Raw genomic sequence first — 11,921 nt, forward strand, 5'->3', positions numbered from 1 at the left:
GCGCGTCATGCGCCGGTTTCCTTGTCGGGGGTGAGATCCTCGGCCGCGCCCGGTTCGGCGCCGCTGGCCGAGGCGATGTAGACCATGGCCAGCACGGCGAGGATATAGGCCTGGATCACCCCGGTGAGCAGGCCCAGAAGTTGCAGCAGCACCGGAAAGAAGAACGGCACCACCGCCAGCAACACGGCGACGATGACCGTGCCGCTCATCACGTTGCCGTAAAGCCGCACCGCCAGCGCCACGGTGCGCGAAAGCTCTCCGATCAGGTTGAAGGGCGCCATCAGCGGGGTGGGCTGGAAATAACGGCGCAGGTAGCCCAGCACCCCGTTGTCGACGATACCATAGATCGGCACCGCCACCAGCACGCAGAGCGCCAGAGCCACCGTGGTCGAGAGCGATCCGGTCGGCGACATGAAGCCGGGGATCACCCCCATAAGGTTGGCCACCAGGGTGAACAGGAACAGCGTGCCGATGAAGGGCATGTAACGGGCGGGATCGCCGCCGCCGATCTCGCGGATGTGGTTGCGGATCATCCCGATCACCAGCTCCACCGCGATGCGCCAGCGCGACACCGGCGCCGAGGGGCCGATGCCCCAGGTGGCGAGACGGCCGCCGATGACGAGAACCGCCATCACGATCCAGGTGTTGACGATGGTGACCGGGACCGGCCATTCGCCCCAGGCCCCCAGCGGCAGGGTGAAGACGATCTGGCTGTCGGGCGTGATCTGCATCGGCCTACTCCTCTCGCGCGCGGCGCACCGCGAGGATGCGGACCGCCGTGAATCCGGCCAGCGCGGCGATGAGCGCCGCCGCCGGTTGCCCGGCAAGCGCCATCAGCCCGGCAAACCCGGCGAGAACCGCGGCGAGCCGCAGGATCGCGCCGCCGACCAGCGCCAGCGCCCCCGCCCCGTCCGGCCCCAGCCGGGCGGCAGAGCGCCAGAGCCAGAACATGTGCAGCGCACCCAGCGCCGCGCCGGTCAGCCCGCCCAGCGCAAGATCGATCAGGATCTCAAGGCTCATCCCCGGCCCCCTTTGCCATCATCCGCAGCGCCATCGGCGCGCAGCCCGGTGCGGCGCACCCACCACCAGGCATTGAGAGAGCCCAGCGCCACCCCGGCCAGCAGCCCCATGATGGTCCAGGACGGACCATCGGCAAACCGCGCATCGAGCCAGCGGCCCAGCGCCACCCCCGCCAGCGTCGGCACCGCCACGGCCCAACCCACCAGCCCGAACATGCCGACCCCGAACCAGACGGTGTGGCGCCCCTCGGTCGCGGCGCGGGCGTGCTGGTCGGCCTTGCGGGCAATCGTCCGCTCCAGCGTGTCGGCCTCGCCATCGGGGCGCGTCATCGCTCGAACTCCATCATGCCGCGGATCGCCCCGGCCTCGAGCCGGGCAAGCGCGGTGCGGGCGGCGCGTTCACTGTCGTCGAGGGCGAGGAAATTTCGCGCGACCTGCTCGCGCAGGGTCGCAAGGTCGTCGCCCTCGACGGCGCCAAGCACCGCCACCCGTACCGAGACGCCGCATTTGACAAGCGTGCCCTCGTCGATGCCCAACACGCGCTCGGCCCCTGCATCATCGACATAGAACAGCAGGCCCGGCGGCAGCGTCGTCACCATGTCGATGTGGCGCGGCAGCAGGGTGAAGGCCCCCTGCGCGCCCTCGGCGGAGATCTTGCGCACATCGGTTTTGACCAGTCTGGCGGCCGGAACGTACACTTCCAGGTCCATCCGGTCCGCCGGGGTCGTCATGCCGCGCCCTCCCCCGCCTCGTCGATGGTGCCAATCATGAAGAGCGCCCGCTCGGGCCGGTCGTTGAAGGCGCCGGAGAGGATCTGTTCACAGCCCTCCAGCGTGTCATCGAGGGTGACGCGCCGGCCGCTGGCTGTGGTGAACCGCTCGGTCGCGCGGAACGGCTGGGTGAGGAACCGTTCCAGCCGCCGGGCGATGGCGACGGTGCGGCGGTCCTCTACCGAAAGCTGCTCCAGCCCCAGCATGGCGATCACGTCCTTGAGGCTTTCGTATTCCGCGAGGGTCCGGCGCACCGCGCGGGCGACCTTGAGGTGGCGGGCCGAGGCAGTCGACGGCGTCAGCATCTTGGAGCCGGAGTCCAGCGGATCGACCGCCGGATAAAGCCCCTGCGCCGCCCGTTTGCGCGACAGCACGATGGTCGAGGACAGATGCCCGAACACATGGGTCGCCGCCGGATCGGTGAAATCATCGGCCGGCACGTAGACCGCCTGGATCGAGGTCAGCGCGCCGGAGGCGGTGGAACAGATCCGTTCCTCCAGCTCGGCAATCTCGGTGCCGAGCGAGGGTTGATAGCCGACCCGCGAGGGCAATTGGCCCAACAGCCCAGACACCTCGGCCCCGGCCTGCACGAAGCGATAGATATTGTCGATCAGCACCAGCACGTCGGTGTTCAGCGCGTCGCGGAAATGCTCGGCGATCGACATCGCCGCATGGCCGACGCGAAAGCGCACGGCGGGGCGTTCGTTCATCTGGCCGAACATCATCACCGTGTTGTCGAGCACCCCGGCCTCGGCCATCTCGCGGTGAAACTCCTCGGCCTCGCGCGAACGTTCGCCGATGCCGCAGAACAGGCTGACCCCGTCGTAAGCGCCCGACATGTTATAGATCATTTCCGCGATCAGAACGGTCTTGCCCACGCCGGCGCCGCCGAACAGGCCGGCCTTGCCGCCCCGCTCGATCGGGCAGAGCAGGTCGATGGCCTTGATCCCGGTCTCGAAGATATCGGACTCCGTGCGCCGGTACTTCAGCGCCGGCGGCGCGTTGAAGATCGAGCGGCGCGGCGCATCGTCGAGCGGCGCGCCGCCATCGACGGCGGCGCCGAAGAGGTTCAGCATCCGCCCCAGCGTGTCCCGCCCTACCGGAACCTGAAGCCCCTGCCCGGTCCCCCGCAGGCGCGCGCCCAGCTTGACAGGCTCTCCGGCCGAAAGCACCAGTCCGCGGGCCAGATCCTCGGCGGGAAAAGAGGCGACCTCGATCCGCAACTCCGGGTCGTCCAGACCGACGAAAAGCTCTTGCGCGCCGGGGGCCAGGCCCTCGATCCGCATCTCGATCATCTGGCCCGAGATCCGCACGATTCGCGCCTGCGCATCCCCGTCTGCGGGGGCGGCGACATCTTGCGCGGGATCGGGTTTCCGCAGACCAGTGTTCATGCAGGCTCCGCCAGTTGCGGAAGGCGCGCGGACTGTTCCCGCACCATCCGCTCCGGGGGTGAGTCAAACAGGGATCGGAGGTGAAATCCAGACCCGTTTTGCCGCAGTGCGGAAAACCGGCGCGGCCATCAATCCGCAACGCATCGAATGGCGCAATGGACCGCGCGGTCAACTTCGCCTAACACGTAAGGGAACCACCCAGGCGATTTGGCGAGGGAGTGACCAGGCGATGACGACCGAAGTGGCTGTTCAGCAGGCGGCGGAACCCGCAGGGATGTTTGAGACCGCGCGAAACAACCTGCGTATCGCCTGCGAAAAGCTCAACATCCATCCCGATGTCTTCGAGGAACTGCAATCGCCGCGCGAGACGCTGGCGGTCACCCTGCTGATCCGGATGGACGATGGCAGCCGCCGCGCCTTCAAGGCCTGGCGCTGCCGGTACAACGACCGGCGCGGCCCGACCAAGGGCGGGGTGCGGTTCCATCCCAACGTGTCGCTCGACGAGATCGAAACGCTGGCCTTCTGGATGACGTTCAAATGCGCGGTGGCGAATCTGCCCTTCGGCGGCGGCAAGGGGGGCGTCTGCGTCGATACCAAAAAGTTGTCAGCGACCGAGCTGGAGCGGCTGAGCCGCGCCTATATCGAGGCCTTCTCGTCCTTCATCGGGCCGGATCGGGATATCCTGGCGCCGGACATGTACACCAATGGCATCGTCATCGCCTGGATGTCGGACGAATACGCCTCGATCACCGGCGAACCGTTGCCGACCGCGATCACCGGCAAGCCGATCGCCTTTGGCGGCACCGCCGGGCGCACCGATGCCACCGCGCGCGGCGGCTACCTGGCCCTGCGCCACCTGGAAAGCTCGCTCAACCTCGACCCGGAAAAGGCGACCGTTGCGATCCAGGGCTTCGGCAACGTCGGCTATCACTGTGCCAAGCTGCTGCACGCGGACGGCTACAAGATCGTGGCGGTAAGCGATTCCAGCGGCGCGATCCACGATCCCGACGGGCTCGATCCGCTGGCGGTGATGGAGCACAAGCATTCCAACCACGGCGTCACCGGCGCCAAGGGCCACGGCAAGACCCGCAAGATCTCGAACGAAGAGTTGCTGGAACTGGACTGCGACGTGCTGGTGCCCGCCGCGCTGGAGCGCCAGATCACCGCGGAGAACGCGGGCCGGATCCGGGCGCCGATCATCCTGGAGATGGCCAACGGCCCGGTCTCCGCCGACGCCGATGCCATCCTGACCGAGGCCGGCTGCGTGATCATTCCCGATATCCTGGCCAATTCGGGCGGCGTCACCGTCTCGCATCTGGAATGGGTGCAGAACCGCTCCGGGTTCTACTGGGACGGCTCGCGGGTGCGCGACCATCTGAAAACCACGATGGCGACCGAGACCCAGGCGGTCTGGGCGCTGCACACCGAGCTGAACCTGTCGATGCGCGAGGCGGCCTATGTCCACGGGCTGCGCCGGATCGCCGAATCCGTCGAGGCGCGCGGCACCCAGGCCTATTTCGAGCAGTAAGGACCGCCGCGGCGCGCTGCCGCTTGCGCGCGCAAGTCGGCGATTGCCAGCCCAAGGTCTGCGCGCCTATGCTGGTGCGATGGGGTGACACGACCAAGGGCCGCACATGCAAGACCGCCTGTCCCGGGACATGCTTCTGGCGACCGCCATCCGCAGCATTGGCATGCCCGCGTTCATGCCCGAACTGACCGATTTCATGCGCACCGTCACCATGTTCCGCGGCATCTTCGTGGTGCGGCTGGCCGAGGACGGCAAGCCCGCGCATGTCTATGACAACGTGCGCGCCGAGCGCCGGGCGGTGGTGGTGGACCGCTGGCTTGACGCCGCCTGGCACCTCGACCCCTTCGTGGCGGCGTTCCAAAAGGGGCTGAGCCGGCCGGTGATGCTGCTTGAGGACGTGGCGCCGGACCGGTTCTCGCAATCGCCCTATTATCACACCTATTACAAGTCGATCCGCCTGCGCGACGAGATGGCGGTGTTTCTGCCGCTGGCCGATACGACGCTGTTCTTTTCGATCGGCCGGCTGGCCGGCGAGCGGCGGTTTTCGCGGCGCGACGTGAAACAGCTCGAGGCCGCGCATGACGTGCTGTCAGCGCTCTGCGAGCAGCATTTCGCCCGCGCCGCCCGATCTGCCGCAGCGGCCCCGGAGGGGGCCTCCTTTGCCACGCTGGCGGGCCGGATCGACAGCGGGCTGACCGACCGCGAAACCGAGATCGTGCGGCTGATCCTGCGCGGGCATTCCAGCCGCTCGGTGGCGATGCTGCTGGAGGTGAGCCCGGCCACGGTCAAGGTTCACCGCAAGAACATATACCGCAAGCTGGGGATCTCATCGCAGTCCGAGCTTTTTGCCCGGTTCCTGAGGATCGCCGACACCGGCTAGGCGGGCGCTGCGCCCTACCCCTTTGGGGGTAGGCCCCGGATTACCCCCCCGGAGGTATTTTCCCGCCCCCGCCCGGCGCTTACGCTTTTTCGCAAGAGCCGCATGGAATCGGCCCTCCGGGAGACCCGCATGATCGACATCGACAACGTGACAAAGCAGTTTGGCGAAGGGGCTGCGGCGGTGCAGGCGCTGCGGCGCGTGTCGCTGACGATCCCCGAGGCCAGCTTTTTCACCCTGCTGGGACCTTCGGGATGCGGCAAGACCACGCTGTTGCGGCTGATCGCGGGGTTCGAGCTGCCCACTGGGGGGGATATCCGCCTTGACGGCCAGTCGATCGGCCACCTGCCGCCGCATCACCGCCCGGTGAACACGGTGTTTCAAAGCTATGCGCTGTTTCCGCATATGACCGTGGCGCGCAACATCGGCTTCGGCCTCGAAATGCAGGGTCGCAAGCCGTCCGATGTTGCCGCGACCGTCAACAAAATGCTGACGCTGGTGCGGATGGAGGAGTACGCCGCGCGCCGGGTCGATCAGCTTTCTGGCGGGCAGCAGCAGCGGGTGGCGCTGGCCCGTGCGCTGGCCCCGCATCCCAAGGTGCTGCTGCTGGACGAGCCGCTCTCGGCGCTCGATCTGAAGCTGCGCAAGCAGATGCAGGGCGAGTTGAAGCGGCTGCAGGCCGAGACCGGCATCACCTTTGTCTTTGTCACCCACGATCAGGGCGAGGCGCTGGCGATGTCCGACCAGATCGCGGTGATGAGCGCCGGGGAGGTGCAGCAGGTGGGCAGCCCGGAGGCGATCTATACCCGGCCCCGGTCGGCGTTTGTCGCCGATTTCATCGGCGATACCAACATCGTGCCCGCGACGCTGCTGCGCTACGAGGGCGGTCGCGCGGTCATCCGTTTCGCGCAGGGGCCGGAGCTTTGCGCCAATGCCGCAAGCGACGCGCTGGCAGCGGGGCCGGTTCAGGTCGCCCTTCGGCCCGAGACGATCACATTGACCGATGCAGCGGACCCTGCGGCGCTGATGTGCGGCACGGTGGCCGAAAGCACCTACCAGGGGGCGGCGACCCAGCTGACCGTGCGATTGGAGACCGGGCCGGAGATCCGCGTCGAGGTGACCGATCCCCCCAGCCCCGGCGCGCGCGTGGGGATCGCCTGCGACGCCGCCATGCTGCAGGTTCTGGCCGACTGATGGCGGCGCCCGGAGATATCCCGCAGGCCGGCCCGGCCCTGCAAAGGGCGCAAAGGGACCGCGCCCGCCGCCGCAAGCGCATGCGCTGGGGGCTGCTGGCCCCGGCGCTGGTGGTGATCGGCATCTTCGGGCTGGCACCTTTGTCGATCGCGCTGGTTTACTCCTTCCTCGAACCCGGCACCTATGGCGGCGTGACCTGGGCGTTTTCGCCCGAGGCCTATGTCCAGTTCCTGTTCCAGCGCGACATCTTCGACGATACGCTGGGGTTCAACGGGGCCTACCTGCGGATCTTCGGGCGCTCCTTCGGTCTTGCGCTGATCACCATGGTCGGCACGCTGGTCCTGGGGTTCCCGGTCGCCTATTTCATCGCCGCGCGGCCCGAGCAGCAGCGCAATCTCTGGCTGTTCGCGGTCACCCTGCCGTTCTGGACCAACCTTCTGATCCGCACCTATTCGATGATGCTGATCGTGCGCGACGAGGGGTTCCTGAACGGCGCGCTGATCTGGGCCGGGGTAATCAACCGGCCGCTGTCGATCATCTACACCGATGGCGCGGTGCTGCTGGGGCTGGTCTATAGCTACCTGCCGTTCATGATCCTGCCGATCTACGCCTCGCTGGAGAAGTTCGATTTCCGCCTGCTCGAGGCCGCGCATGACCTTTACGCCAGCCGGGTTCAGATGATGCGCCACGTGGCTCTGCCGCTGACCCGCCCGGGCATCGTGGCGGGCTGTGCGCTGGTGCTGATCCCGGCGCTCGGCGCCTATATCACGCCCGAGCTTCTGGGCGGCGGCAAGAAACTGATGATCGGCAACATGATCGCGTTGCAGTTCGGTTCCGGGCGCAACTGGCCGTTCGGCTCGGCGGCGGCGCTGATCCTGATGTCCATCGTGCTGATCGCGCTTCTGGTCAGCCTGCGGTCGGGCGCAAAACCGGAGGCGCGGCATGGCTAGGCGCAGCACGAAACCACGCGAGCTGCGCCGCCAGCCGCTGTTCACCTGGGTCAGCTGGTGCGTTCTGGGCGTGCTTTACGCTCCGATCGCGGTGCTGATCCTCTTTTCCTTCAACGACAACCGCGCGGTCATGAGCTGGACCGAATTCTCGCTGCGCTGGTACGGGGCGGCGCTGGAGAACGAGGGCATCCGCAACGCCGCCGTGGTGTCGTTCAAGGTCGCGGCCATCGCCACCACCGCAGCCACGATCATCGCCACGATGGCGGCGCTGGCCACCTCGCGCGGGCCGGGCTACCCCGGCCGGTCCGCGGCGATCGCACTGATCAACCAGCCGCTGATGATCCCCGAGATCGTCACCGCCGTGGCGACGCTGGCCTTCTTCTCGATCCTGCGGCAGGTCACCGGATGGACCGGGCTGGGCTGGCTGATCCTGGCGCATACGGTATTCTGCATCCCGTTTGCCTACATGCCGATCCGCGCCCGGCTGGCCGACATGCCCGACACCTTCGAGATCGCCGCCGCCGACCTCTACGCCACGCCCTGGCAGTGTTTTCGCCATGTCACGCTGCCGCTGCTGATGCCCGGCGTGCTGGCCGGGGCGATGCTGGCCTTCGTGGTCTCGCTCGACGACGTGATCATCACGCTGATGATCGCCGGCCCCGGTGAGACCACCCTGCCGATCTACATCCTCGGCCAGATCCGGCGCGGCGTCACGCCCGAGGTCAACGCCGTTTCCACCATTCTGATCGCGATCACCGTGCTGATGATCGCGGCGATGTTCACCCTTCAGAAAAAAAGACCCTGATCCAACGGCCCGAGGGGTGCGGGCCACCAACCACAGGAGAGTGAAATGAAGAAATCCCTGATGACAACCGCGCTGGCCTCGGCCTTTGCGCTAACTGCCGGCCTCGCGCAGGCCGAGGGCAAGCTGAACATCTACAACTGGGGCAATTACACCAACCCCAAGATGATCGAGGCCTTTGAGGCCAAGTACGACATCGACGTGACCCTCGACGGCTATGACAGCAACGAAACCATGCTGGCCAAGGTCAAGGAGGGCAACAGCGGCTATGACATCGTGGTGCCCGGCGACTACATGGTCGCGATCATGATCGAAGAGGGGCTTCTGGCCGAGACCAACCCCAACGCGATGGAGAATTTCGGCAACGTCGATCCGAAATGGGTCGATGTCTATTGGGATCCGGGCCGGAAATACTCGGTCCCCTACCAGTGGGGCACCACCTCGTTCACCGTCGATACCGAGGTGTTCAAGGGCGACATCCACACGCTCAAGCTGCTGTTCGAACCGCCTGCAGAATTGCAGGGCCGCATCAACATGCTCAATGACATGAACGATGTCATCAACGCCGGACTGCGTTACCTCGATTATCCGCGCTGCAATTCCGACCCTGAGCAACTCAAGGCGGTGATGGAGCTGCTGGTGAACGCCAAGGCGCATTGGCGCACGATGGATTACGCCACCATCGAAAAGCTGACCTCGCGCGATGTCGACCTGTCGCAGAACTGGAACGGCGCCGCGATGCGCGCCCGCGCCGACCGGCCGACGCTGAGCTATGCCTATCCGAAAGAGGGGTTCACCGGCTGGATGGACAATGTCGCGGTGCTCAGGGGCGCGCCCAACATGGAGAACGCCAAGCTGTTCCTCAACTTCATGATGGAGCCGGAGAATGCCGCGCTGACCTCGAACTTCGCCCGCTACGCCAACGGGATCAAGGGCTCCGAGGAGTTCATGGAGCCCGAGATGCTGAGCGCGCCCGAGATCGTCATGCCGGCGGATGCACCGGCGCCCGATTTCGTCCCGCCGTGCAGCCAGGAGGTGGTGGATCTTTACAACAAGATCTGGACCCGCCTGAAGCAGTAGACCCGACCCATCGCACGGGGCGGCGGCAACCGTCGGCCGCCCCGGACACGCAGTTCACCCGCCGCCCTTGCGCGGCGGCATTGGGGACCCCTTGTCACATGCAGGAAAACCGGCCGAAAACCGCGCGCGAAATGGGGATAATGGCGGGCTTTCCGCCCCCCGCCGAAAAGCGCCCGACGCTGGAGAACTGGGATCTCGCACCGTTCAACCGGTGGTCGTTCCGCAACATGCGGTCGCTGTTTCCCACCGTCGATGTGCATCGCGGTCCGGGTGCCCCCTGGGTGCTGCCGGAGGCGGCGCAGGATCTGGCGCAGGTTCAATTCAGGCGTTTCGACGGCACCGGCAACACCATCGCCGGCTGGCTGCGCGACAGCTATACCGACGGGCTGATCGTGCTGGCGCGGGGCACGGTGGCGATCGAGCACTACGAGAACGGGCTGGAAGGCCGCGTTCCGCATCTGAGCCAGTCTGTCGCCAAGTCGCTTGTCGGCACGCTGGCCGGCATCCTGCATCACGAGGGGCTGGTCGACCTTGCCGCCCCCCTCGCCACGCTGGTGCCCGAGCTGATCGACTGCGGCTATGGCGACTGCACCCTCGATCAGGCGCTCGACATGCAGTCCGGCGTGCGCTTCACCGAGGATTACGGCGTCGCCTGGTCCGACATGACGCGCGTCGACGTGGCCAGCGGCTGGCGCCCGATACGCCCGGGCGAGATCCGCCCGACGATCCGCGACGTGATCCTGAGTCTGCCCAAGGTGCGTGGCCATGGCGAGCTGTTCGAATACCGTTCGATCGAGACCGACGTGGTGGCCTGGGCGCTGGAACGGGTCGCCGGCGCCGGTCTGGCAAGCTTGCTGTCCTCGCGCATCTGGTCGCGGCTGGGAATGGAGGAGAACGGGTTTTTCACCGTCGACGGGGCCGGCACCGCGCTGGCCGATGGCGGCTTCAACGCGACGCTGCGCGACTATGCCCGGTTCGGGCTGATGATGGCCCAGAACGGCCATGCCAACGGCCAGCAGATCGTGCCGGAAGGCTGGATCGACGGCATCCGGCGCGGCGGCGAGCGGGGCAAGTTCGGCCCCCCCTACGACCTGGCCTCGCCCAATGGCGCCTACCGCCGGTTCTGGTGGGTGCAGGACGTGGACGCCGAAACCTTCATGGCGCGCGGCGTCTTCGGCCAGATGATCTGGGTCGATCCGCGCAACGAGGTTGTGATCGTGAAACTGTCGAGCTGGCCCGATTACCTGATCCCCGCCTTCACCCATGACGCCATCGCGGCCTGCGCGGCGCTGACCGACGCGCTGACCTGCGGCTGAACACGCCGCGTCAGCCACCCTGTCGAAAGGCCGAGGGCGGTTTGCCGAACTCCTGCCCGAAGGCGCGGGTCATCGCCGCCGGGGTCTGGTAGCCGCAGCGCAGCGCGATCTCGGCGATGGAATAGCCCGACTGCTCGGCATAGCGCCGCGCCGCCGTGAGCCGCAGGCGCCTGTAAACCGTCTGCGGCCCGGCGCCGAGGTGGGCGTGAAAGGCGCGCGCCAGCGTCTTTGGGTGCGCGCCCATCCCTGCGGCGAGTTGCGGCACCGAAAGCGGCTCTTCCAGATGGGCAGACATCAGTGCGACACAGCCATCGACCAGCTTCGACCCGGTGCTGCGCACCAGCGGGCCCTTTGGCGGATCGCTACGCGCGAACATGAAGAACGAGGCCACCTCGAGGCGCATCGCCTCGCCATGGGCGCGGGCGATCAGCTCCAGCACCAGGTCGAAAGCCGTCATCGCGCCGCCGCAGGTCAGCATCCGGCGATCCATGACAAAGCGGCTGTCCTCGGCCTCGACCATGTCGAAGGCCTCGGAAAACCCGGTCAGCTCGTTGGGGTGGATGGTGGCGCGGTGCCCGTCGAGCAACCCCGCCGCCGCCATCAGCCAGCTGCCGGTGTCCATGCCCGCGACCGCCCCGAACCGCCGCGCGGCGGCCTTGAGCGCGCGCAGCACCGGCTGGGTGGCGTGGCGTTGCACATCGTAACTGGGCAGCACGAACAGGACATCGCCGCCCGGATGGTCGGACAGGCGGCAGTCGGGCAGCACCGGCAGACCGCTGGAGGAGGAAACCGGCGCCCCGTCGACGGTGACGAATCTCCAGCGGTACAGGTCCCTGCGGCCCAGTTCGTTGGTGGCGCGCAGCGGCTCGACCGCGTTGGCAAGGCAATGGTTGGAGAAGCGCGGGAACAAGAGCACCGCGATCTCCTCGGGTTTCGACGACGGGATATGCCATTTTCGCATGATTGCAGTCTAATTCCGCATATCGCACCCCTG

Annotated in this window: 13 protein-coding genes; 7 read left to right on the forward strand and 6 right to left on the reverse strand. The window is 67.0% G+C overall.

Annotated features, from left to right (window positions below; all coding sequences use genetic code 11):
• Positions 1-5: 5 nt before the first annotated feature.
• From P1U75_RS02020 to atpD, 5 genes are read right to left on the reverse strand one after another with little or no spacing between them, the layout of a single operon-like run.
• Positions 6-731, reverse strand: a complete 726-nt coding sequence (locus P1U75_RS02020; RefSeq protein WP_300239169.1) for a F0F1 ATP synthase subunit A — start codon at positions 729-731, stop codon at positions 6-8.
• A 4-nt stretch (positions 732-735) separates the two neighbouring features.
• Entirely contained in the window at positions 736-1,020 is a 285-nt protein-coding gene (locus P1U75_RS02025) for an ATP synthase subunit I (protein ID WP_300239171.1), read from the reverse strand.
• Positions 1,017-1,349, reverse strand: a complete 333-nt coding sequence (locus tag P1U75_RS02030) for an AtpZ/AtpI family protein (protein WP_300239173.1) — start codon at positions 1,347-1,349, stop codon at positions 1,017-1,019. Before P1U75_RS02030 ends, P1U75_RS02025 begins: the two co-directional genes overlap by 4 nt.
• On the reverse strand, positions 1,346-1,750 hold the full coding sequence (locus tag P1U75_RS02035; RefSeq protein WP_300239175.1) for a hypothetical protein: 405 nt from the start codon (positions 1,748-1,750) through the stop codon (positions 1,346-1,348). The genes P1U75_RS02030 and P1U75_RS02035 overlap by 4 nt, the downstream gene beginning before the upstream one ends.
• Entirely contained in the window at positions 1,747-3,180 is a 1,434-nt protein-coding gene (gene atpD, locus P1U75_RS02040; protein ID WP_300239177.1) for a F0F1 ATP synthase subunit beta, read from the reverse strand. The genes P1U75_RS02035 and atpD overlap by 4 nt, the downstream gene beginning before the upstream one ends.
• Positions 3,181-3,409: 229 nt before the next feature.
• On the opposite strand from atpD, the gene P1U75_RS02045 reads away from it, so the two are divergent.
• The 7 genes from P1U75_RS02045 (at position 3,410) to P1U75_RS02075 (ending at position 10,927) form a co-directional block, all read left to right on the forward strand.
• Positions 3,410-4,708 (forward strand): Glu/Leu/Phe/Val dehydrogenase, encoded by a 1,299-nt coding sequence (locus P1U75_RS02045; RefSeq protein WP_300239179.1) that lies wholly within the window; start codon positions 3,410-3,412, stop codon positions 4,706-4,708.
• 106 nt (positions 4,709-4,814) lie between these two features.
• Positions 4,815-5,588, forward strand: coding sequence for a helix-turn-helix transcriptional regulator (locus tag P1U75_RS02050; RefSeq protein WP_300239182.1), 774 nt, complete (start codon positions 4,815-4,817; stop codon positions 5,586-5,588).
• 129 nt (positions 5,589-5,717) lie between these two features.
• Positions 5,718-6,779 carry an ABC transporter ATP-binding protein gene (locus P1U75_RS02055; RefSeq protein ID WP_300239185.1) on the forward strand — a complete coding sequence of 354 codons (1,062 nt, stop codon included), beginning with the start codon at positions 5,718-5,720 and terminating at the stop codon, positions 6,777-6,779.
• Positions 6,779-7,729, forward strand: coding sequence for an ABC transporter permease (locus P1U75_RS02060; RefSeq protein ID WP_366914934.1), 951 nt, complete (start codon positions 6,779-6,781; stop codon positions 7,727-7,729). Before P1U75_RS02055 ends, P1U75_RS02060 begins: the two co-directional genes overlap by 1 nt.
• Positions 7,722-8,534, forward strand: coding sequence for an ABC transporter permease (locus P1U75_RS02065; RefSeq protein WP_300239187.1), 813 nt, complete (start codon positions 7,722-7,724; stop codon positions 8,532-8,534). The genes P1U75_RS02060 and P1U75_RS02065 overlap by 8 nt, the downstream gene beginning before the upstream one ends.
• Before the next feature lie 45 nt (positions 8,535-8,579).
• Positions 8,580-9,611, forward strand: a complete 1,032-nt coding sequence (locus tag P1U75_RS02070) for an extracellular solute-binding protein (protein WP_300239189.1) — start codon at positions 8,580-8,582, stop codon at positions 9,609-9,611.
• 98 nt (positions 9,612-9,709) lie between these two features.
• Positions 9,710-10,927: a serine hydrolase gene (locus P1U75_RS02075; protein ID WP_300239192.1), complete on the forward strand. Its 1,218-nt coding sequence runs from the start codon at positions 9,710-9,712 to the stop codon at positions 10,925-10,927.
• Positions 10,928-10,937: 10 nt separating this feature from the next.
• Here the strand turns inward: P1U75_RS02075 and P1U75_RS02080 are convergent, their stop codons facing one another.
• Entirely contained in the window at positions 10,938-11,888 is a 951-nt protein-coding gene (locus P1U75_RS02080) for a helix-turn-helix domain-containing protein (protein ID WP_300239194.1), read from the reverse strand.
• Positions 11,889-11,921: the final 33 nt, after the last annotated feature.

Origin of the sequence: Antarcticimicrobium sp. (assembly GCF_029212575.1) — a bacterium.
Classification (GTDB): Bacteria; Pseudomonadota; Alphaproteobacteria; order Rhodobacterales; family Rhodobacteraceae; genus Antarcticimicrobium.